This window comes from Clostridium sp. 'deep sea' (genome assembly GCF_014931565.1).
In the GTDB taxonomy this organism is placed as follows: Bacteria; Bacillota; UBA994; order PWPR01; family PWPR01.
Genome location: NZ_CP063353.1, coordinates 2,812,270 through 2,833,063, shown reverse-complemented (window position 1 = coordinate 2,833,063; position 20,794 = coordinate 2,812,270). Strand labels below are relative to the sequence as shown.

The following is a 20,794-nucleotide window of genomic DNA, read 5'->3' as shown; positions in this document are numbered from 1 at the left end:
TCTTTAGTAACTATCAGCAAAACCTAATTTACTAATCTGTTCTTTTCTAGATTTTTGTGTACGGTTGGGTTTGCTTTTAAGTTCTTCCTTAACCCCTGTCAACATTTTTGGTAGAGCTGCATTTGCATCCATTCGACCATCCATAAACTTCTGGCCTTCTAAAACTAATTTGCCATTAGCTATGATTCTGGTTGCTACATCATTAACTGCCTTAGCTCTACCGATTTCCTCTCTTAGAGATTCTCCTGTTAAATCCTCATCACTTAATCTTTCTAATTGAGCGAATAAATGATTATTTAAATCTCCTAATGTGTTTTTCAAAATTTACACCACCTTAATCTTTAAGATAAACAGATTTCTGTTCAAGTCTGTACGGCATAATTAGTATTGAATCGCTTTTATTAGTAACGTATATTCCAGATACACGTTTATTTTCGCAGTATATTTTCAAGTCCTTAGCTTTCCAATCTATTAGATCTACATAATCTTTATCTATAAAAATATAGTCACTCTCTGTTTTAAAGATAGATAATAATTTATTTGATTGATGTTTTAAACTCGATCTTTGCAGTAAATCAGTTAATACAGCGGTCTTGCTATCAGTTGGAATCTTAAGTAGCTCTATAATTGTTACATCTTTGGTTGGGCTAGAAGTTTTATTATTGAATTTACAAGTTAAAACTTGGTCTTTTTGTGGTATACCCCCTAAGATTTTTACTAAGGTAGTCAGTGCTGTGCCTGTTACCTCTTTGTTAGTCTCTAATATAAAATGATCTGAAACTATATAATTACGGTTGTTTCTTTTTATCCATTGAACGGTATCTTTATTTCTAAGTGCCTTTGATAAATTTCTATAGTTAAACATGTTATCACCTCAATCTTTCAAGTAATATTTAGTTTCATACCCATCACCTTTAAGTGGCAATCCAGGTGCCCAAACAATAGGTTTTTTCATTATATTAAGAACATTTTCCATGTTTAAATCGCTTTTATAAGGGGTATCAATTATTACTTCATCATGTACATGCATAACGGTTTTGAAGCCTAATTTTGCAATTTGCAGCATAGTTTCCATTAAGCAGTCCCTTGCTATAGCTTGTACAATATTCTCCGTCAACTTGCCTCCGTATGTATGGATTCTTTTCCATTGTTTACTGGTCTGATCCATGCCTTGATAAACAAGTTGTTTACCGTATTCACCTTGTTCAACCGAAGCTCGCATATAAGCTAAATCACGTCCGGAAGGTAGTCTTATAAATAAGAAACCTTTTCTATAGTAGAACACTATTCCGTGTTGTATTTTTACTGGTGTTTTTGTATCAACGGCCTTAATGGCAGCTTTTCCAATTGTGCGCCATAACTTTACTATCTTCTTGTTGGCACTTCTCCAAGCATCAACTATGTTCTGCAACTCGTCCTCTTCAATACCCATATCTAAAGCACCCATAGCGATTAATGCACCAGGCCCACCCTGATAACCTAAAGCCAACTCCGCTACTTTACCTTTTTGCCTAAGCGGACTACCTTTGTGAATTTCTTCAATAGGTACATGGAACATCTGTGAGGCTGAGGCCTCGTATATCTTGCCATGACCGTTGAATACATCTAATCTCCATTGCTCACCAGCTAACCAGGCTATTACTCTGGCTTCTATAGCTGAGAAGTCTGCTACTATAAATCTTGAATCATCTGAGGCTATAAATGCGGTTCTTACAAGCTGTGAAAGAATACTAGGCACATTGCCATATATAAGTTCAAGTGTTTCAAGGTCATCCTCTAAAACAATATTACGAGCTAGATCTAAGTCGGGTATTTTATTTTTAGGTAGATTTTGCACTTGTACGAGCCGCCCTGCCCATCGCCCTGTTCGGTTTGCACCATAAAACTGTAATAGACCTCTTACTCTACCATCTTTACAAACAGCTCTATCCATAGCTTCGTACTTCTTAATAGAGGTTTTAGCAAGCTTCTGTCTAATTTTTAAGACTTGTCGTACTTCTTTACTATCAGTCTGTGAAAGCAAATCCGGTATTGTATCTTTAGATAAGCTTTTAACTTCTACACCTGTAGTATCAAGAATCCACTTTTTAATTTGAGCTACACTATTGGGGTTATTTACGGCTGTGATATCTTTCATTTCTTGCGTTAGTCTATTGGCATAAGTCTCATTAAGGTTTATAGCATTCTTAACTAATCGCATATTTAACTTAATACCAGTGTCGTTAATTTGTTGGTCTAAATACCACAGTTGTTTCTCTTGCTCTGGTATTTCAAAGAAACTTATCTTTTTACGAATAGCCATTTCTACTTCAACATCACGCTTACAATATTCTCTGAATTGCTGCCATTTATCAAGGTCATCGTACTTAGTATTCTGAGTACGCCCCCCATTCGTTTTGGTAGGCTTACATGGTTTTGAGAAGTATTTAATGAGGTTTTTACCTTTAGTATCTTTTTGTACATCCAACTTAAGTACATCTGCTACTTTACTAAGCCCCAGGGGCATACCCAGCATTGAGGCTTTAACCATTGTGCATTCCCACTGACCTATTGGAATAGGATCAGTATTCGAGTAATTACCCCTTCCTCTTTGACTTTTCAAGTGAGCATTTAAACATACTCTTTCAAACTGGGCGTTGTATGCGGTTTTTAGTACGTTACTATCGTGTAAAGCTTCTACAACTTCATCAGGCAATAATAACGGATATACTAAATCAACAACTGTAACTGGTTCATCATCGAAGGCATAAGCAAAGAGCAGAATAGTAAAATCAGGGGATTCTACATATTTGTAAATCCCCGATTTTGATAAATCTACACTGCTATATGTCTCAATATCTATTGAGAGAGTACGCATTATAGTAAATCATCATCGTCATCTTGCCCGATGAGCTCAGCAAAATCACTCTCAGCTGTTGATCTACCACCTAAATACTCGCCTTCTTCTTTTTTCATGATGTTATTTAATCCGCAAGCAATACCTTTGTTACCGTTTACGTTGAAGGCATAGAAGTTTATGCTTGCATGGCCATAGCAACCAGAGTAAATTTCTTCTTGGTCTAATATTCTGTTACCTGATCTATCAATAACACCTGGTTTAGTTTTACTTGTTGCATTAAGGAAGTAGCTATTTTCGTATGCTTCATCGTCTCTTTCCTCGTCCCCATCACGCAATGGTGTTTTTAAGTTAGCTGGTAACTTACCATTAAACTTGCTGGCTTTTCCTGCTAGTTTAGCGTTTTCTATAGCCTTTTCAATTTTTTTTATAGTCTTTTTATCTGATTTAGGAATGATTAAAGATACAGAGTATTTTGGATCCTGCCCTTCACTTGCAGCTCTTGGCTCCCAAACATTCAAGTAGCTAAATCTCACTAATCCAGTAGTAACCTTTGTTTCTTGCATTTTATTTGTCATATTTGTTTCTCCTTAAAATTTATATTTAACCAATAAGGTCCTGAAAGTCTTTAACTGCATCATCTTCTGAACGCCATTCTGGACGTTTATCACTAACTGGTACCAACGAGGGTTTGCCTTGAGGCTTTATAACTAAATCAGCAAGTAAAGTATTAAATTTCTTTTTACCGACATGCTTTTCCATAGCTGTAATACCAAGAACCTCTTTAGGTTTGTACAGGTCTTTACCCTCAAAACCATTCATTATTAGTTTTACAACTGCTTTATCTTCATCAACATATTGCCTATTACTTCTACCCTCTACTAGCTTGTATCCTGGGTATTCTACTTCATGATTTACAGCTTGGTCTAGTGCAAAGGCTTTAACGGCTTTAAGCCATTTATCAAAATCAGAAGCCCTACTTAATATATCTGCTATTTCTTTCTCAACTAAAAAAGCAGGGTCTCTAAACTCATATTTAGCTAGTTTTAGTTGTTCATCAGCGTAAGCTTTACACTTAGCTTTTATCTTGCAGAAGCGACAATGTGAGCCAGCTTTGAACTCTCCTTCACCGTTGTATGCCAGCTTAGCGGTTTCTCTTATTAATTCACCCCAACCAATTAGCGTATCAGTTTTAATGGTGAATTCTGATATGTTTTCTAACCTAGGTTGTACTATTGTTAAATGTGCTTCTTGAATGTCATACAACATTTCATACTCGCTTAAAGCACCTAATCCGTATAGCATCATTTGTGAATTGCTTTCTGCCGAAACTTGTACACCTTTGCCGTACTTGAGGTCTATAACCTCAATACCATTATCTGCTATTATTAATGCATCACCTGTACCAAATCCATCTGGTACGTATTCTGAGAAGTCTAATCGTTGTTCAATAATAAGTTGTGCATCTGGTGTTTTCTTTTTAGCTAATAGGTATCTTTCAATTACATAGTCAACATAGACTTGTACATAAGTCAGCATATCTGGTGCAAACAGCTCATGCTTTTTAAGCTTGTTTAGCCTTAAAGTATGAGTTCTTTTGGTTATCTCTCCTACATAAAATCTTAAAGCCAGCTCACCTATTTCATGTGCTAAAGTACCCTCTCGGGCATATTCGCTGGTTGTATCTTGTTCTTTTTCTTCCAATCTAGCGGAAGGTGGACACGCAATCCACCTGCTAGATCCGGAAGCACTTAATAATGCATGAGCCATTATAAAAGCTCCTCCACTTTGTCATAGAAAGCTTGGTAGTGCTCTTCATCAAGAGCCGTTACGCTCTCAGCTCCGAACTCTTTAAGTAAGCTCTTAACTGCTGCCTTATCCTTCTTAGCTGCCTTTTTAACAAGTGCTCTTACTTCTACAACTGTAAGAGTTGGCTCGGTAGTTGTTTGTTCTTTTTCTTCTTTTGTAGGTTCAACGTTTTCGATAACTTGATTCATCATTTCAGACATGCTGGAAATTGCTTTCTCCGCTAACTCCACCTTTGGTGAATTACTCTTAACTACATTTACGGATTTAGCTTGTCCAAGATTGGTAGCCAATAAGGTTATTGCTTGAGCTAACTCCGAGGCGTTTATATTGATATTAATTTCTAACATTTGAGTTTGTCCTCCCAATTAAAATTTCACATATGTGCATTTGGTTTTCTGGATGGTTTCTTTGTAATCTGTTTGTTTCTTGTTCTAACTCTTCTGATAAAACTTTTATAGAGTTTCTTATTTGTTTAATTTCGTAATCTAAATCGCTTAATAAGTGGTTGCATTGATTTATTTTTGCTATTACGCTATCTCTATGATTAAGGCAGTCAATAAGCCTATTTTTATAATCTTCCAGCTGTGTTTTGGTTGAGTTTTTAAGTGTATATATTTGCCTAACCATAGTAACTAAAACCTTTTGAATAGCGATTCCGGTAATTTCTTTTGTATCTTTTTCTTTGTTCTCGCTCTCGTATTATGTATTGACGACTTTTTCCACACACCAGGCACTTTGGATTGCCTGTTTCTTTTGCGAATATATGCTTTTGTTTTTTCATAGATTTCCACTCCCAATCTAAGTAGTAGAAGTATTAGTAGTAATGCTGTTAACAGTACATATAATATAAATAGATTATCCATTTACAGTTCCCTATTAAGTTCTCTGATCACGTCACCAAACCAAAATCGGTCAATAACTTCGTGTATAGGTTCCGGCAAAAATTCAACGTCCTCCAAATACATTTCTGTACCATTTACATACGTAGTTCTCTCAGAACCTGTTGAATCAAGCTCTTCAACCATTTCAATTTCATTGCCTTTTACGTTGATTTTTGTAACGCTTTGTTTTGCATCTATATCAATTTGAATATTAATTTTATTCATGCTTTTTGACTCCCTTAGAATTTTGCGATATAATCGAATTGCTAGAGACGATTATCGCTTAAGCTTTTTGCTGGGCGGTTTTCTACTTTTAAAGTAAAATTGACATCAACGCTAAATGTGTGTTCTGTTTTACATTTAGGACACTCTATGCAAAGCTCGTCTGTATCCAACGAAATATGAAAAAGCCCATGGTGTTGATAATAAATTGGATCACCACAATTTCCACAGGTTACTACTAACCACATCTTGCTACCTCCTCTCCTTTCTTAAAGTAAAGTTCATTCAGTATTAACAACCCATCTTGGAGCTTTATGCATTCAATCTCCTCTGAGAGTTTTACATATACAGTGCGCTCTATTGTCACTTAGCCAACCTCCTTGTGTATATCAAGTTCTATGATATTATCTAAGTCGGTTAGGTCTTTACCTTCGTACTTCTCTAAGAAGTTAACTAATGTTACATGCCTAACTTTCAGCTGCCCTAATTTAAGTGCTGGTAGTAATCCTTTCTTGATTAGCTTGTATGTAGAGCTTGTGTTGCATTTAATAATTTCTGATACTTCTTTAACTGTGTATAGTAGTTTAGTCATTAGCTATTACTCCCCAGTCTATATCCTCAAAGATCTCCTTTAGTACTAACAATGTTTCGCTATCCTCTGTAAAAGCCGCTATAGGGAAATTCTTATTATCGTATATCCTAATAACCCCATCATCTAGACCAAACATAATACAGCCGCCGCTTGAAGTAGTCATACCTTTGTCAGTTATTACTTCAGCTTTATTCTTAAAATTAGTGTCTGAACAATCTTCGATGTAGTGTACAATTTTCCAAAATACTTGTTTTGCTTTTAATCTAGTCATGGCTTGTCCTCTTTCTTAATTTTTTGATACTTTATCTACTAACTCTTGAAATGTGTCTATATAATAATGTGGCTGCGTTTCTCTTTGATTACTGGGTGAAATAAGATTTTTACCATACTTAAGCCCCTTATCAGTTAATCTCTTAAAATTCTTAAACCCACTAGGTGCCTTAGTTGACGGTCTTGTTGCAATTTCTACGATCCCAGCTTTAATTAATTTGGTATTGAAGCTTCTAGCCGAATGCTCAACATTGAATTGCTTTAGCAAATCAGTTAACGATTTCGTAAGTTTCTCCTCTGAGTATGCAGGAAGAAAAGATGAATCTACATTGTTTGCTTTACACGCCTTTTGATACATAAGTATTCTTGATCCTTGATTTACTTTTAGATCATCCGCGACAAACTTAACTCCTTGTAATTGATCCAGATATTTAACATCCTTTGATATGTATGATCCTGTTTTTCGGATTGACGGTAATACTTCATGGGTTACCCAACGCTTAAACTTCTTAGCTTCTGGTTTTCTGCTACCTAATATTAAGTTATATAACCCGTACTCATTTACAGCAGATTTATAAGGATTACCAATACCCTCATTTAAAATGATAGTATTCTTTTCATCTTCATCTAGCCTATTTAATGCCTGTGATGGGTTACCTACTCCTAAACACTTACATATATCACCAGCTACAAACCATGGCTCGTTATCGATCACCAAACTACGAACTTGTCCAAACTCACTATTGTTAAAAACTTGTAAACTGTTCATTAAACCTCTCCTTATATATTTTGATTTTCAACTCTGTATCATGGATTAATAAAATAGTGTCCAATTAAAACCTAGAACAGCTGCTATTTTTTTAGCAGTATTTACACCTGGATTTCTACCCCCTGTCTCTATGCAACTATAGAAATTTTGAGATATACCAACTTTTTTAGCTACTTCTTGCTGAGTTAAACCCTTCCTAAATTTTACAAGCCAGTACCGTTTCATCTAACACCCTCCTCTCTTTTTCGCTGTTTACTCGCTTTCAATCCCACAATGAGATATTATCACGATATGGTTTTAAGGTCAATCCCTTTATGGGATTTTTGTTGACTATTATCCCTATTTGTGATAATTTAATCGATAGAGGTGGTTATAATGATACAATTAAAGATTTTAAGAGAAGGTGCTCGTCTGAGCCAAAAGAAGTTAGGGGAAATATTCAACGTAGCCCAGAATACAATTTGCAATTGGGAAAACGGAACCAGAGAGCCAAGTTATGAAATGCTTCTTAAAATATCCAATTATTTTAGTGTGTCAGTGGACACACTCTTAGGTATTGAGGGAGATCGAGTAGGACATGCTTTGAAAGAAGAACGAGAAAGTCAAGGACTAAGCATAAAGGAACTCGCAAATTTCCTTGAAATATCCTCAAAAGAACTCTTACAATATGAATCAGAAGAAAATGAAGTAAGGATAGATGTAATAAATAAATTCGAAGAAATTCTTGGATTGTCCTATTATGAGTTTTTAGATAAATACGGATTATATGATGAACAAATACCTTCACATTTTGATGGGGATGTAAATAAATATGAAGCCTATAAAAGAGCTGTTCATGAAGATATGATAAAAGAAAATAATCAATATCTTGATACAAGTCCTGGGCAATTTATAATTGCAACAAGAGATGCTAAAAATATGAGTAAAGAGGAACTTGCTAAAAAAGCTGGGATTAGCATCAAATTACTTAATCGTATAGAATCTGATAAACAGCCCCCAAAAATGAGTGATCTTAGAAAAATAGCTAAAGTGTTCAATATTGACGTTTGGGAAATTGCAGGGTTCTCTAATGTAATCTGGGATGATTCACCAGATATAAAAAACCAAAGCGATGATTTCGACCCCCAAATTCGAGCTATCGCACGTGGTATGAAGAACTTAAATCCTAGCCAGCGAGATCTATTAAAGAATTTAGTAACAATTTTGCAGCAAATACCGACAAGCGCTAGGTACTACTATGTTCTAGAAAAAGCAACAGATTTTCTCGCTAAAGAACATGTTTACAGGTTTCCATTGGACCCATTTAAGATTATAGAAGATAACAATTGGGATGTGTGTAGCTATTCGCAGTATGCAGAAAAATATCATGTAACTATACATGATATAACAGAAGCTTTTGGTTCAGAAGATGGTTATACGATATTTAATGGTAGAAATTACTCAATAGCTTATAATGATACGAAACCACAGTGTAGAATTCTATTCACATTAATGCATGAAATTGGACATATAATCTTAAATCATTTAGCTGATTTTGATATCGCGCTATTAACAAGAGGAGGAATACCTACTAAAAAATACAGAGTGCTGGAGAAAGAAGCTAATTCATTTTCCAGAAACGCCCTTGCACCAATAGTTATCGCAAACGAATTGGAATTAAACACTCATGATGTTCAAGACATTTTCCATATGTCTTATCAAGCCTCTCTAAATCGATTACGATTCCGAAGATCTGATAATTACTGGATTAGTGATATTTGTCTTCATAAACAGCAAAATCAATTTAGAGAGTTTGTTTACATAAAGAAAAATATAAAAAAATGCCAAATTTGCGGTTTTGTATCTTGTAAAGAGGTACTTAATTTCTGCCCTGTATGTGGAGGAAGTAGTCTGTATAGAGACTACAATGAGGAGGTAAATGAAATGATATACAATGGAATAGGGCTAAATGAAAATAGCAAAGCAGTTATTTGCCCAGTCTGTGGTAATGAAAAAACTAATATCGAAGGTGAATTCTGCCAAATATGTGGTAAGCATATAGTTAATAGATGTACCAACAAATTCGATTGTGGAAAACCACTCGCAGGTGATGAAAGATACTGCAGCATATGCGGAAGTGAATCTACCTTTTTACAGAATGGTATATTAAAACCTTGGGATTACACCGAAGAAAATGAAGCCGCTGCAACAAGCTTAAATGATGATGACCTCCCATTTTAAAATAAAGGAGATGTATATAAATGTCTGGCTCACTAAGAAAGAGAGGTAACAAGTGGTATTTTAGCTTTGAGGCTAGTACTGTAGATGGCAAACGCAAGCGTATTGAACGAGTTGGTGGTAGGACTAAAAAAGAAGCATCCGCAGCTCTTAGAAAAGCACTAACAGAATATGAAAATGCAGGTTTAATCTTTGAATCTAGTGATATATCGGTCTCTGACTATATGGATTACTGGATGGAAAACTATGTGTTAATAAACTGTAGACCTAATAGCATTAAAGAGTACTCAAGAATAGTGAATCAATTTATAAAGCCTACATTTGGTAATTACAAATTAAAGTCCTTAACTCCAGAAGCTTTACAAACATTTATGAATGACCTCTTTAACAGTCGATATAGTAATAACTACCTTAGAGGTATAAGAAATGTTTTAAGCGGATCATTGAAGTATGCTGTATTCCCTTGTAAGTTCATTAATGGTAATCCTATGCAATATGTTAAAACGCCAAAGAAAAAAGACTATGCAGAACAGGAAGAAAAGAAAACACTTGAATTAAGTGAGTATCAAAGAATTTTAGATAAATATCCTTTTGGGCATAAATACCATATTGTTTTGCAACTTGCTTTTTATACAGGTATGAGGGTTAGTGAAGTTTGTGCTCTTACGTGGGATAATATAGACTTCCAAAATAAAAATATAAGTGTTAAAAGAATTTTATATAAAGAACGTTCTGATAATAATTGGTATTTTGGACCAACCAAAACACAAAGCTCTATGAGGGATATTTCAATTGGCAACACATTATTGACTCTTCTAAAAAAGCATAAAAAGTGGCAACTAGAGAACCAATTAAGGTATGGGGAGCACTATAAAAATTACTATTCAGATAAATCTAAAAGAATCTATTTTGCCAGTGATTCAAAAGACGAGTTAATACATTTTGTATGTACTCATGAGAATGGAACATTAGTAAATAATGAAACTATGGGTGACTGTGGCAAGACTATCAAAAAGAAACTTGGTATTAAATTCAAATTCCATTTGCTTAGACATACACATGCAACAATGCTAATTGAAAATGGTGCTAACATGAAAGATGTTCAAAAACGCTTAGGTCACTCTAAATTATCAGTTACTATGGACACTTACGCACACGTAACGCAGAAGATGTCTCAAGAAACAACAGACATATTTGAGAAGGCAACAAGTAGCATTTTGTCGACAAGCTAAAAATTACGTAGGCAAACCGTAGGCAAAATGCTCTTTTTTAGCTTTTATTGATACTAAATACGTTGTAATTACAACGATAATTAGATTTATCCTTGACATCATACACATAGTTAATATTCTGTCATAGGCTTCTATAGCATTATTAGCATGTAATCCAGCTAAAATTGTGTGTCCTGTTCTGCCTGCCTCAACTGCCACCATCGCCACTTCGTCACGCATTTCTGCAGGAACAATTATATCTGGATGATACCTCATAGCTGCCCGCAATAAATCTGAGGCACTTATATTTCGCTCTTCCTGTAAATTGGGTCGGGTTTTGGTGTATATTACTCTATTACTTATTTTACCTTTTGTAGCTTTGTTTATTGTTATCTCTCTAGTATCCTCAATAATGTAAATTCTTTTACTCTCATCTACCGAGGCTAACAGTGAAGTTATGTCGGTAGTTTTACCAGATGAAGTTGCCCCTGCAATGCCTATACTAACACCATGGTTTAAACACATTTGCAAAAACTCAAACTCTTCTTTGGTGCATGTTTCATATTTAAGCAATTCTTCTTTTCTAAAAATACGTGTTTTTTGTTTTCTTAAAGAGAATACTGCACCCTTTTTTTCATCAATAATTGGCGGTATCATAGCCGAAACTCTTATACCAGTTGAAATATAACTCTCCCCAATAGGCTTTTTTTCATCGAGTGTTACTCCCCCAGCTCTCATCATTTTTTTTATAATATCAATGGCATTTTGGGGGCTGGCAAAAGACTCTTTAACTTTATGCCATTTATTTGAGTAAACAATTTCTATGTCATTCCACGCATTGCCATTAATCTCTTCTATGTTTTCATCGAACAAATACTTGTTAATAAAAGCATAGCCTGCTAAATCATCATAAAATTTATTTATTAACAGTTCATATTGCTCGCCCTCTATAAGTACATCATTATTGTGAATGTACTGTCTGATTAAAGCTTTTATGCGATCACTTGCGCTTTCGTCTCCTATTGTTTTAGCTAGCTCAGAGGCGTGTTGAGATGATAAATAGTTTCGCAGACTATTAAGGTGTTTTTCATAAGTCACCTCAGTAATTATTATGTTCTTTTCTTTTGCTAAACTCTTTGAATCTACATTAATTAATGATTGGTCATTAATTACTTCATGAATTGATCTTTTTAACATGGCATTACCTTTCATTAACTACTAAGCAAAAATTCTGCCAAAGAATAAATCTTTTTGAGATACTTGTTTTCATCCCAGCTACTTGCACCTGATATAGTAAGGGGGATACCAGTAACTGCACTTTTTTGAATACTTACACACATAGGTAGCTTTACAAGAATATCTGTTTCAACCAGTTTTTTAAGCCTACTATATTCAATCATCTTTTGATCTTTGTTAATAACAAATGAGGTTTTTGGCAATAAGCCCAAACGCTCAATTAAAACTTTGTGAGACAGTGTAAACGATATGCCCTCTAAAGTAGGCTGAAATATGTTAATGATTTTTGTACAGTAGATTAGTGCTGCCCTCGTTATAGGATTATTAAAATTAGTTGAACAATCAACAACTACTACTTCAAAAATACTGCTGGCAATTTCCAGTAGTTTCTCTGCCTGTTTATCGCTGGTATCTTCCTGCTGTAAACAGTCATCTTGAGCTGCTAAATCCAGTAAAAAAAGGTTCTTGTTTTTGGGATAATTTATAACGTTATCTCGAATATTATCCGGACCATTTAATACATTTTTTAGGGATTTGTCGGTCTCGGACATACCAAAGTTGTGCTGAACTGAGCTGTGAGTTAAAGCACCTGCTATTACCAAGGTAAATTTGCTTTTAGCAATTTCTGAGCTTAACATAGTTGATAGTGTAGTTTTACCTGCTCCGTTAGCACCCCATATAGCAACTATCAATCTTAATTCACCTCCAGCTTAAATGAGTTAGATTTATTTCTATAGATAATATGTACTTGCCCTCTATTCGCTAACTCTACCAGCTTTAATGATTGCTTGATGTCGCAAATAAATATTACTGAACTTGGGATAATATTTTGTGCAGTAATAGCAGAAGTAACTATATCGAGAGCCTTGTTGCTCTGCTCATAAACACTAACACCATCATTATTAATAACATCTGCCACAGTTATGAACTGAAGTTCTGGTGGAGCTATTACTTGTGACTCACGTTTATCATAAGCCACAATGCTAACAACATCGCCGGGTCTTATTTGTGCAGCTAAAGAGGCAGAAAGGTTTGGCATGTTAATGGCAACTGCAGTAGCATTATTATCTGCGCCACTTAAATAGCCTTTTTCTACTTTTTTTGATGTTATTTTTATTGGATTTAGGTAGTCATCAGCAAAAATTGGAACCTTAGCAAATTTACCTATTACTTGCTGTTTATCTGTAATTGCGTTTTTAGGTACTTCTGAATAACGTACTGATTTATTTACTAACATACTCTCTACTATTAGGGTGTTGGTATTTATATTTTTATTTAACATCACTACCTTAACTGATTTATTAATGTAGTTTTGATATTGAGGTGTAACCACAAACGTAAAAAATAAAGCGATTAAAATACATATTGATGCCAAAAAGAGTTTATTTCTTAAAAGCCACATAATATTACCTCCTTAAGTTGAAAAATCTGTTTTTTCTACTGACATTATGAAATACTGAAGGCGGCAATAATAGACTTACTAGTTTTTGCATGGGTTTATGTAAAGCCTCTTGCACTTCAGTTCTACTATATGGCGTTTTACAGGCATACGCCGATTTATAAATACTAGCCTGATCTATTTGAGGTATATATACATGTGGTTTAACATTTATTAGCTTAGCAAAATCCTGTTTTGATAGACCTTTTGACCACTTATTGGCAGCAAATATTATGTTACAGCCACTGCTTTTTAAGCCCAAAAGCTTGTTAATATTATTCTTAGCTTTTATTATTTGAGCAGGTAGTGGGTCAATTACAGCAATTACTAAATCTACAATAGGAATAATAGATTCAAGGTATGCTTTATTTAAATTACTTCCACCGTCCACTATTAAAGCACCAGCCTCTTTACAGCAGTAAAGCAACCTCATCATTTTGGGGTAACTCCAATCTGTTATTGCTTGTAAACGCGAATCAGGTACCAACCAAATAATATTCTCTTTAATAGTCTCTTTGCCTATTTCAGGCTGTTTTTCACTATTAATTATATGAGGATAGCTATAAAACTTATTTATGTTATTCTCTAACAGTCTTAGTCCAAGTGAATCAAATAGATAAGGCTGGTGGGGCATTTCAATAACCGCTGATCTAATTTTATATTTATTTATGGCGCCCGCTAAAGAGGTTGCTAACATAGTTGAACCAGCGCACTTGGTTACATTTACAATAAGGGCTGTAGTTACTGGTATTGTGGTTATTTTTTCAGTTTTATTATTTAAACTAGATACATCCCACCTAGCTACATCAGCATAGCTGGCTTTATTGCCATAAATAATTTTCTGTAAGTTATGGGTTATAAGATTAATATTCTCATCACTATTAGGGCTGAAAATATCGTATATTCCTTTAGTAATTAAACTAGAAATTAGCGCATCGCCTGGGCTAGTGTTTGCAGTTATAAATATTACTCTTAAATGAGGTCTTAGTACCTTTAGAGTTTTAAGAGAGTCATTTAACTCTTTATCTTTGGCAATATCTCTATGTAGTATTAAAACACCAATATTAAGCCTGCTGATTTCTACTAACTTTTCACTAATATCCACAGCTCCATAACTCTCATAAGCTATTGTTTTTATATTACCTATAGCGGTTTTAATTATTTGTTTATATGCTTCATTGGCCATAACTGCAAACAAAGTTAACACCTCTATTAATTATTTAGTTTTATTCACTTTAGAATCAGTAAAAACTGAATTATAGTTTATAAATTGCTCATAGTTATATCTACCGTTTTGATCTGCTGTTTTAATATTTATAAAATCAAAATAACTTGCGAACATAAGTAGAGCTAATATTGTGAAACAAACTACTGTTAAGGTTATTAATACAATAAGTAACTCTATTTTTAAATTGACTCTTTTGTTCATTTTATAACCTAAAATAACAGCTCTAACTCTAAATCTGTAAACTCAAGCTTGGTTAAAACTCGTTTAGAGCCTGCTACAATTAGGGCCTCTCCTCGTGTACCATTACTTAAAATATCTATTTCAGCTTCCTTAAAGTTCATTAACTTAGTTAAAGTGTTTAAATCGTTTTCACCTTGAGCCATAATTAGCTTATAGCTAGGGTTATCTACAACAGCTTGTCCATATTGCACAATATGAGGGTCTAAAAAATCATTGATGTTTTGAGAAATTGTTATTAATGAACCATTATATTTTCTTATTCGTTTAGCAGTATCCCTTAAAAACTGTAATGCTTGAGGGTTATCTTTATCTGCTAATAAATAGGCCTCATCTATTGCCAATATTACTCTATTATCTGTTCTTATAATTTCATTCCATAACCAAGTCAATATATTATATAAAAGAGCTCTACGGTTCACTATGGAACTCTGCTGTAAGGAGAAGGTATCTATAACTACAAAATCGTTATCAGTCACTGCAATATTTGTGTAGCCATTATAGAGTTTAGCGTCTGCTCCAAGTGCTAACTTTCGTAATAAGGTTACAAGTTGCTCATGTTCTTTAGTGGCGTTTTGAGCAACAATATTATAAACATCTATAAGTTTTGGCCACTTATCATTGGCTATTTTTGAGCAATCTGTATTATATGTAATATTAAAATTTTGGTATAGCTGCTCTAAACACTGCTCTAAAAATGCCTCCTGAATACTAGTTAAACCCTTAAAGCAAATACTAAAGAATGTTCTTAAAGTGTTAAAATGACTAGCTAAGCTAAAGTTATTAGCTGTTTCATTTTCTGAAGGTACATTCTTTACTTGCAAGGGGTTAATGATTGCCCCACTACCTATATTGAGGTAACAACCATTTAGCTTTTGACAAAGTTTTTGGTACTCTCGCTCGGGATCAATTACAATTACTTTACAACCCTGAGCATAGTTATTGAGTAGTATTTTTTTAACAGCAGTGGTCTTACCTACTCCAGATTTGCCCAAAACCAGCCAATTAGAATTGGATCTATCGTCAGCCTGATGCCACATATCAATTAAGGATATGCCACCATTATTATCTCTGCCAAGAATCACACCATTACCATCATTAATTCCCGATGAAGTAAACGGCAAAGAGGCAGCAATTGTTTGTGACAACATATTAAAGCCATAGTCTTTTGCAATATCTGACGGTAATAATGCATATGGTGAGGTTGCTTTTAAGGCATCTTCTTGCCTATATACCAATACTCTACCCCTCATGCCTAAAGATGCTAAACAGGTTTGCACATTTTTCACTTGTACTTCAAGCTGATATTCAGTAGTTGCAACTACCCTTATTAATACTGTTGTTTTAAATACCTTTTGTTTCTCATACATAATTTTATTTAAGATAGCTTTATTATTAGTTATTTGCTGTTCAAAATGATATTTGCTTAGCTGGGTTTTACCTTTTTTAGATTCTGTTGTTATATCATTTAAGCTATTTTGCAGTTTTGCAACTAAGTTATCTGCCGAACTTGGCTTAATATGAATACTAATTGAAACATTAGGCAGCTTGGTAATAGAAGCAAGCCAAGCACTTCCTACCTTAGCAGGAAAATCGCTTATCACTAAAACACTGGCAAATTGCTCACCAAATACAATACTTTTTGACTCAAATTTTAAGGCAGTAGGCGAAATAATATTGTTTAGTCCTGAAATATAGTTATCCATATGTTAACCTCCTAATATCGGCGAGAGGTAGTCATCATATTTATTAGGTTGTTTTTCAAAGCTAGAGTGTATGGGGTTATTGAATGTAAACAGTAGTTCAATAATCTGCTGGTCATCACAATATTCAGCTTGAAGACCTAAAGCTGTTAAGCTATTACATAACTCTATAGATGTATTTTTTGCTAGATACTCAATGCTATTAACACTCTCAAACTCTAATAGCATGTAACAATGTTTAGTAAGGGCCGCTCCCCCCAAAGCCATTTCTACTGCCTGTTTCATGTAACTTTTTAACAGTTTTTTTTTATTAATATCTAAAGTTTGTTTAACTAAACTCTCGAGATGACTCATGTAAGAATCCAAGTCAACAGGCTTGTTTAAAGTCAGCCATTGCATATTTAGTAAAAAGCCATTTAAGGTTTTTGTTAAACCCCTTATTATGTTTTTTATTTCCTCTTCACTTAGTAGCTTAAGGTTAATAGGTTTTAAAGAAATTACAGTAGTTATGCAATTGTCTTTTCGATAAATAATTCCATTATTAATATCTGTTATAGGCATCCAATCTTGTACTGAGTTATTTTTTTTATCTTTTTTACGTTTAAAGAATAACTGTTTCATTATTATTTGAGCCTTTCTCTGCTAATAGTTTTCTTTGATAAATATATAGTTGCTGGTTGTTTCTCCAATTTAGATAATATTTTAAAACCCTAAAAATACTTACCGAATTTTTTTTGCAAAGCGCTATAAAATATATAAATACTGTTAACATTGTTATTAATAAGGCAATATTAGTTTTAGCTATATAAAAACAGTAAATAGCAGTTGATGATAAAAATAGCACCATAAACAGCAATAGATTAAGGCTTAAAAATGATTTTTGTTTTCTTTGCTCAGGAATTATATACATTGCTCACACTCCAGCATTTTGGTTTTCACATACAATACAAGCTGTTTATTATCAAAAAAATACTGTTTATTTAAGTTATGTAAAAGATAAGCTACTAACACAGTTGAGAAATTAAATACTATCACAACTACTACTATATTTAACTTGAGAACAATTAAACAATATTGTAGGAAGAATATTACCAACGAACTCGCTACTAAGCTTATAAAATAGTTTAATAGTGTATATACAAATATCCTAAAATAGTTAGTAGAGCTTACCCCCTCTCCCTTTAAGATATTTAGAAAGACAAACGGGCTAATAACAGCTAATATTAGTAAATTTACCAATCTCCGAATAATGTTAATCAAGATATACAGGCTTAAAATCATAGTAATTACTAATAAGATAAATACAATTAGCTCATTACCTATTTCTAAAGCAAATTCTTTATTTAGATTTTGATAATTCAGCTCTAAAAGAAATTTATTGATATCTATAATATTTATATCTGTCTTTAAATAATCTGTAATAGCTGTCCCAACTTTAATTAAAGCTTTATGTTGAGTGACTATTAATATCAATAAACAACTAGCTACTAATTTTTTTAACATAATAGTAAGAGATTGCTTATATTGTTTTTTTATATTATTATATGGTGTATGTATTTTGTAAAAAACAAACTTAGTTATAGATAACAAGCAAAATAATAAAATAAAATACCAAAAAATACTTTGATAATATTTATTATTAAAGATGTAATTGGGTATATTAAACATAAACTCATATAAATCTAATATAATTTTTATAAAATCATTATTAATATGAACAAGCAACTGTGTAAAGTACTCTATAACTGAATAATCTGCTCTTAATAAAGGCTTCATTATTACACTACTCTCTTATATTTACTACAAAAAATTAACAGACAATTATAATTAGCAAATAAATTTTAACATGTACATAATTTACAGACCAAGCATTATCGCTAACTATGCTTATTATTTATGTTTAAAGAAAATATATGGTAAATTAAAATAAATTTATATAATATTATAATACATATATTATTAGTTTTAAACCTATTTTCACAATTTTTTAAGTTTTTTTTAAGTAATATAATTTAACCCAAGTTTAAAAATGGAAAAAGCATTTGCTTTTAACAAATGCTTTTTCCATTCTCTAATCCTTTTTTGAGCTTCGCTCTGCTTATGCGTGAACTTTTTATATCACAAGGCTGCATATAGCAACAATAGCTATCTAAAATAAATATATTTTATGTGGTAACTTAGCTACCATCTTTTGTATTCTTGTTGTTATATTTATTATGCCAAAAAAAAGCTATCGTGTTGTGGGTATTTGCCCAAGAAAGTGTGAAATAAGTGTGAAATTATTACACATATTAATTTTGCTAATATAATCTATGGTTTTTTTAGTCTTTTTTTGATTTTAGCACCTCTTTAAAGAAAAAAAGGTTACCGTTAAATTACGATAACCCTTTGGTTTACTGTTGATTTTTCATTATTTGATCTATAATTCTCTTTTCAAATGCTCTTATTTTACGTTTTTTATTTCGTTTAATAAATACTACCACAGCAATAAGTAACACTAATCCAGCTACTAAACCTATTAGAATCTTTTTCAATAAAGGTGTGCCATCTGGCTTTTTATCCTCTGGCTCTTCCTTATTTCTATAATCATCCCAATAATTTACGCAGGTTGTATCAAAAGATTTTTTCTGTTCATACTGTTTACCAGTGGCATCTTCATAAGTTAAAGTTAGAATACCACTTAGTTTACCCTCCGTCATGGCCATTATTCTAGTGTCGAAACTTTTACCATTGTACTTACCTATACCACCTAAATAATATGATGTTTTAAGAGGTTCAAGATTTTCACCCTCAATTTTAATCAGGATATTATATACATCAACACTAGTATTGTTATATATATATACATCAAACCAAGACTCCTGCTTTAAACCAACTTGCTCCTCAAAATAAAAGTGATCCATCTTTAAATTAGCCTCTTGTGATACTCTAATATAAATCTCTTCTGTAGCTTTATACTGCTTACCACTGCCATCTTCATACTCCATATTAAGTACCATTACATAGGTTTTTGCCTCAGCAAATTTAGCTACATTAAACGCTATCTGACAGTCTGCTGAGGTTCGAGGCTGTAATTCCTCTAAATAAACTACGTTAGTGCCATTAACAGGTGTAAAAATATTTTTAGTTGTTACATTTGGATCATCTGATTCTTTCATTGTCATTGTAATTTTTATATTTTTTACAGCTGTTTTATCATTGGTGTTATAAAATGTTGCATCTAAGTTAAAGTTAGCTCCCGACATTACTATCTTTGGAGTAGTTTTATATTTAGATAAGATTATTTTAGGAATAGTCTCATTACTATCACCCTCATCATCTTTAGCTAATATAGAGGTATAAAACTCAGATTCACTATTATATTCTTTACCAAACTCATCTTTATAAGTAATTTTGTAACTTATAGCCTGAACGCCAGTGTGCATTTCTTTATTGGCAATTATAGTATAATCAAAAGTAGCACTTTCACCAGCTTTAAGCATATTTAACGTTCTTTTATTTATGCCATTATTGATAGTAAAGCTTTCAGCAGTTAGACCTTGTAACAAAAACTCAATATCACTGGCTGTTCTTTCTCCTGTGTTAGTAATTGTTACCCTGTACAAAGCCTCTTTCCCTGCTTTAGGATGTAAGGGTGTTACTATTACTGTTTCGACCTCTATTTCGGGCTCATCTTTGCCCTCTATTACCCTAAAATAAACTGTTCTTGAGTTACTAAAGCTGCTATTTGCAGCATTTTTGAATTCAATATTAAAGGTTATGGGATATACCCCAGGCTTTGCTGTTTCTTTTACTCTAAAGTTAAAACTTACTGTTTCGTTTTTATTACAGCTTAGTTTTTTTACTTCATGAAAGTCTAACAAATCACTAAGCTCTAACAGCTCTGAATCTAGCTGCGGGCTTATCTTAATTTCTTTGGCAAAATATTTGCTTTTATTAGATAGATTTACATCTAGTGTAAATGTCTCACCTACTGAACCAATAGCTAATTCACCATTTTCAATAAAAATTATAGGTTCCGTGGGTCTAGCGTTTACTATTTTTAAATTAACAGATGTTATTAACACTGTAATCAGTAATAGGTTGATAGTTAAAGTTTTTAGCTTTTTCAATTTTACACCTCCATTTAATTTTTCAGTAAAATA

At 33.1% G+C, this 20,794-nt stretch carries 26 protein-coding genes; 2 read left to right on the top strand and 24 right to left on the bottom strand.

Translation table 11 applies throughout. The annotated features are described in order from the left end of the window. Positions 1 to 3 precede the first annotated feature (3 nt). The 14 genes from IMX26_RS13110 to IMX26_RS13050 form a co-directional block, all read right to left on the bottom strand. On the bottom strand, positions 4 to 321 hold the full coding sequence (locus IMX26_RS13110; protein WP_207729365.1) for a hypothetical protein: 318 nt from the start codon (positions 319 to 321) through the stop codon (positions 4 to 6). 13 nt (positions 322 to 334) lie between these two features. Beyond that, positions 335 to 865 (bottom strand): hypothetical protein, encoded by a 531-nt coding sequence (locus tag IMX26_RS13105; RefSeq protein WP_195158841.1) that lies wholly within the window; start codon positions 863 to 865, stop codon positions 335 to 337. A 9-nt stretch (positions 866 to 874) separates the two neighbouring features. After that, positions 875 to 2,857: a DNA polymerase gene (locus IMX26_RS13100; RefSeq protein WP_195158840.1), complete on the bottom strand. Its 1,983-nt coding sequence runs from the start codon at positions 2,855 to 2,857 to the stop codon at positions 875 to 877. After that, positions 2,857 to 3,414, bottom strand: a complete 558-nt coding sequence (locus IMX26_RS13095) for a DUF2815 family protein (protein WP_195158839.1) — start codon at positions 3,412 to 3,414, stop codon at positions 2,857 to 2,859. The genes IMX26_RS13100 and IMX26_RS13095 overlap by 1 nt, the downstream gene beginning before the upstream one ends. A 25-nt stretch (positions 3,415 to 3,439) precedes the next feature. Beyond that, on the bottom strand, positions 3,440 to 4,606 hold the full coding sequence (locus tag IMX26_RS13090) for a DUF2800 domain-containing protein (protein WP_195158838.1): 1,167 nt from the start codon (positions 4,604 to 4,606) through the stop codon (positions 3,440 to 3,442). After that, the gene (locus IMX26_RS13085) at positions 4,606 to 5,010 is read right to left on the bottom strand and encodes a hypothetical protein (RefSeq protein WP_195158837.1); all 405 of its coding nucleotides are present in this window, start codon (positions 5,008 to 5,010) and stop codon (positions 4,606 to 4,608) included. Before IMX26_RS13085 ends, IMX26_RS13090 begins: the two co-directional genes overlap by 1 nt. Continuing rightward, positions 4,979 to 5,272, bottom strand: a complete 294-nt coding sequence (locus tag IMX26_RS13080; RefSeq protein WP_195158836.1) for a hypothetical protein — start codon at positions 5,270 to 5,272, stop codon at positions 4,979 to 4,981. The genes IMX26_RS13085 and IMX26_RS13080 overlap by 32 nt, the downstream gene beginning before the upstream one ends. Before the next feature lie 236 nt (positions 5,273 to 5,508). Then, a complete protein-coding gene (locus IMX26_RS13075; RefSeq protein ID WP_195158835.1) occupies positions 5,509 to 5,751 on the bottom strand; it encodes a hypothetical protein in 243 nt (80 codons plus the stop codon). A gap of 41 nt (positions 5,752 to 5,792) precedes the next feature. Further along, the gene (locus IMX26_RS13070) at positions 5,793 to 5,996 is read right to left on the bottom strand and encodes a hypothetical protein (RefSeq protein ID WP_195158834.1); all 204 of its coding nucleotides are present in this window, start codon (positions 5,994 to 5,996) and stop codon (positions 5,793 to 5,795) included. Further along, positions 5,987 to 6,115 carry a hypothetical protein gene (locus IMX26_RS18175; protein WP_279324860.1) on the bottom strand — a complete coding sequence of 43 codons (129 nt, stop codon included), beginning with the start codon at positions 6,113 to 6,115 and terminating at the stop codon, positions 5,987 to 5,989. The genes IMX26_RS13070 and IMX26_RS18175 overlap by 10 nt, the downstream gene beginning before the upstream one ends. Next, positions 6,116 to 6,340, bottom strand: coding sequence for a helix-turn-helix domain-containing protein (locus IMX26_RS13065; protein WP_195158833.1), 225 nt, complete (start codon positions 6,338 to 6,340; stop codon positions 6,116 to 6,118). Next, positions 6,333 to 6,611, bottom strand: a complete 279-nt coding sequence (locus tag IMX26_RS13060; RefSeq protein WP_195158832.1) for a hypothetical protein — start codon at positions 6,609 to 6,611, stop codon at positions 6,333 to 6,335. The genes IMX26_RS13065 and IMX26_RS13060 overlap by 8 nt, the downstream gene beginning before the upstream one ends. 15 nt (positions 6,612 to 6,626) lie before the next feature. Continuing rightward, positions 6,627 to 7,379: a BRO family protein gene (locus IMX26_RS13055; RefSeq protein ID WP_195158831.1), complete on the bottom strand. Its 753-nt coding sequence runs from the start codon at positions 7,377 to 7,379 to the stop codon at positions 6,627 to 6,629. Between the two features lie 45 nt (positions 7,380 to 7,424). Further along, positions 7,425 to 7,604 carry a helix-turn-helix transcriptional regulator gene (locus tag IMX26_RS13050; RefSeq protein ID WP_195158830.1) on the bottom strand — a complete coding sequence of 60 codons (180 nt, stop codon included), beginning with the start codon at positions 7,602 to 7,604 and terminating at the stop codon, positions 7,425 to 7,427. 150 nt (positions 7,605 to 7,754) lie between these two features. On the opposite strand from IMX26_RS13050, the gene IMX26_RS13045 reads away from it, so the two are divergent. Further along, positions 7,755 to 9,599 carry a helix-turn-helix domain-containing protein gene (locus tag IMX26_RS13045; protein ID WP_195158829.1) on the top strand — a complete coding sequence of 615 codons (1,845 nt, stop codon included), beginning with the start codon at positions 7,755 to 7,757 and terminating at the stop codon, positions 9,597 to 9,599. A gap of 20 nt (positions 9,600 to 9,619) precedes the next feature. Continuing rightward, positions 9,620 to 10,828 (top strand): site-specific integrase, encoded by a 1,209-nt coding sequence (locus IMX26_RS13040; RefSeq protein ID WP_195158828.1) that lies wholly within the window; start codon positions 9,620 to 9,622, stop codon positions 10,826 to 10,828. A gap of 3 nt (positions 10,829 to 10,831) precedes the next feature. On the opposite strand, the gene IMX26_RS13035 is transcribed toward IMX26_RS13040, so the two are convergent. The 10 genes from IMX26_RS13035 to IMX26_RS12990 form a co-directional block, all read right to left on the bottom strand. Continuing rightward, complete coding sequence (locus tag IMX26_RS13035) at positions 10,832 to 12,004, bottom strand: ATPase, T2SS/T4P/T4SS family (RefSeq protein ID WP_195158827.1); 1,173 nt, start codon at positions 12,002 to 12,004, stop codon at positions 10,832 to 10,834. Positions 12,005 to 12,018: 14 nt separating this feature from the next. Beyond that, entirely contained in the window at positions 12,019 to 12,735 is a 717-nt protein-coding gene (locus IMX26_RS13030; RefSeq protein WP_195158826.1) for a ParA family protein, read from the bottom strand. A 2-nt stretch (positions 12,736 to 12,737) separates the two neighbouring features. Continuing rightward, entirely contained in the window at positions 12,738 to 13,445 is a 708-nt protein-coding gene (locus IMX26_RS13025; protein ID WP_195158825.1) for an SAF domain-containing protein, read from the bottom strand. A gap of 4 nt (positions 13,446 to 13,449) precedes the next feature. Continuing rightward, positions 13,450 to 14,679 carry a hypothetical protein gene (locus IMX26_RS13020; RefSeq protein ID WP_195158824.1) on the bottom strand — a complete coding sequence of 410 codons (1,230 nt, stop codon included), beginning with the start codon at positions 14,677 to 14,679 and terminating at the stop codon, positions 13,450 to 13,452. A gap of 18 nt (positions 14,680 to 14,697) precedes the next feature. Then, positions 14,698 to 14,910: a hypothetical protein gene (locus IMX26_RS13015; protein ID WP_195158823.1), complete on the bottom strand. Its 213-nt coding sequence runs from the start codon at positions 14,908 to 14,910 to the stop codon at positions 14,698 to 14,700. Between the two features lie 8 nt (positions 14,911 to 14,918). Next, the gene (locus tag IMX26_RS13010; protein WP_195158822.1) at positions 14,919 to 16,652 is read right to left on the bottom strand and encodes a DUF87 domain-containing protein; all 1,734 of its coding nucleotides are present in this window, start codon (positions 16,650 to 16,652) and stop codon (positions 14,919 to 14,921) included. Between the two features lie 3 nt (positions 16,653 to 16,655). Continuing rightward, complete coding sequence (locus IMX26_RS13005; protein ID WP_195158821.1) at positions 16,656 to 17,270, bottom strand: hypothetical protein; 615 nt, start codon at positions 17,268 to 17,270, stop codon at positions 16,656 to 16,658. Then, positions 17,251 to 17,559, bottom strand: coding sequence for a hypothetical protein (locus tag IMX26_RS13000; RefSeq protein ID WP_195158820.1), 309 nt, complete (start codon positions 17,557 to 17,559; stop codon positions 17,251 to 17,253). Before IMX26_RS13000 ends, IMX26_RS13005 begins: the two co-directional genes overlap by 20 nt. Next, positions 17,550 to 18,425 carry a hypothetical protein gene (locus IMX26_RS12995; RefSeq protein WP_195158819.1) on the bottom strand — a complete coding sequence of 292 codons (876 nt, stop codon included), beginning with the start codon at positions 18,423 to 18,425 and terminating at the stop codon, positions 17,550 to 17,552. Before IMX26_RS12995 ends, IMX26_RS13000 begins: the two co-directional genes overlap by 10 nt. A gap of 617 nt (positions 18,426 to 19,042) precedes the next feature. Beyond that, a complete protein-coding gene (locus IMX26_RS12990) occupies positions 19,043 to 20,761 on the bottom strand; it encodes a hypothetical protein (RefSeq protein WP_195158818.1) in 1,719 nt (572 codons plus the stop codon). Positions 20,762 to 20,794 lie beyond the last annotated feature (33 nt).

What these genes read in the sequence shown, in the direction of transcription:
- IMX26_RS13105 (WP_195158841.1), bottom strand. Translation starts at nt 865, where the DNA reads ATGTTTAACTATAGAAATTTATCAAAGGCACTTAGAAATAAAGATACC.
- IMX26_RS13100 (WP_195158840.1), bottom strand. Translation starts at nt 2,857, where the DNA reads ATGCGTACTCTCTCAATAGATATTGAGACATATAGCAGTGTAGATTTA.
- IMX26_RS13095 (WP_195158839.1), bottom strand. Translation starts at nt 3,414, where the DNA reads ATGACAAATAAAATGCAAGAAACAAAGGTTACTACTGGATTAGTGAGA.
- IMX26_RS13090 (WP_195158838.1), bottom strand. Translation starts at nt 4,606, where the DNA reads ATGGCTCATGCATTATTAAGTGCTTCCGGATCTAGCAGGTGGATTGCG.
- IMX26_RS13080 (WP_195158836.1), bottom strand. Translation starts at nt 5,272, where the DNA reads ATGGTTAGGCAAATATATACACTTAAAAACTCAACCAAAACACAGCTG.
- IMX26_RS13075 (WP_195158835.1), bottom strand. Translation starts at nt 5,751, where the DNA reads ATGAATAAAATTAATATTCAAATTGATATAGATGCAAAACAAAGCGTT.
- IMX26_RS13070 (WP_195158834.1), bottom strand. Translation starts at nt 5,996, where the DNA reads ATGTGGTTAGTAGTAACCTGTGGAAATTGTGGTGATCCAATTTATTAT.
- IMX26_RS13065 (WP_195158833.1), bottom strand. Translation starts at nt 6,340, where the DNA reads ATGACTAAACTACTATACACAGTTAAAGAAGTATCAGAAATTATTAAA.
- IMX26_RS13060 (WP_195158832.1), bottom strand. Translation starts at nt 6,611, where the DNA reads ATGACTAGATTAAAAGCAAAACAAGTATTTTGGAAAATTGTACACTAC.
- IMX26_RS13055 (WP_195158831.1), bottom strand. Translation starts at nt 7,379, where the DNA reads ATGAACAGTTTACAAGTTTTTAACAATAGTGAGTTTGGACAAGTTCGT.
- IMX26_RS13050 (WP_195158830.1), bottom strand. Translation starts at nt 7,604, where the DNA reads ATGAAACGGTACTGGCTTGTAAAATTTAGGAAGGGTTTAACTCAGCAA.
- IMX26_RS13045 (WP_195158829.1), top strand. Translation starts at nt 7,755, where the DNA reads ATGATACAATTAAAGATTTTAAGAGAAGGTGCTCGTCTGAGCCAAAAG.
- IMX26_RS13040 (WP_195158828.1), top strand. Translation starts at nt 9,620, where the DNA reads ATGTCTGGCTCACTAAGAAAGAGAGGTAACAAGTGGTATTTTAGCTTT.
- IMX26_RS13035 (WP_195158827.1), bottom strand. Translation starts at nt 12,004, where the DNA reads ATGTTAAAAAGATCAATTCATGAAGTAATTAATGACCAATCATTAATT.
- IMX26_RS13025 (WP_195158825.1), bottom strand. Translation starts at nt 13,445, where the DNA reads ATGTGGCTTTTAAGAAATAAACTCTTTTTGGCATCAATATGTATTTTA.
- IMX26_RS13015 (WP_195158823.1), bottom strand. Translation starts at nt 14,910, where the DNA reads ATGAACAAAAGAGTCAATTTAAAAATAGAGTTACTTATTGTATTAATA.
- IMX26_RS13010 (WP_195158822.1), bottom strand. Translation starts at nt 16,652, where the DNA reads ATGGATAACTATATTTCAGGACTAAACAATATTATTTCGCCTACTGCC.
- IMX26_RS13005 (WP_195158821.1), bottom strand. Translation starts at nt 17,270, where the DNA reads ATGAAACAGTTATTCTTTAAACGTAAAAAAGATAAAAAAAATAACTCA.
- IMX26_RS13000 (WP_195158820.1), bottom strand. Translation starts at nt 17,559, where the DNA reads ATGTATATAATTCCTGAGCAAAGAAAACAAAAATCATTTTTAAGCCTT.
- IMX26_RS12995 (WP_195158819.1), bottom strand. Translation starts at nt 18,425, where the DNA reads ATGAAGCCTTTATTAAGAGCAGATTATTCAGTTATAGAGTACTTTACA.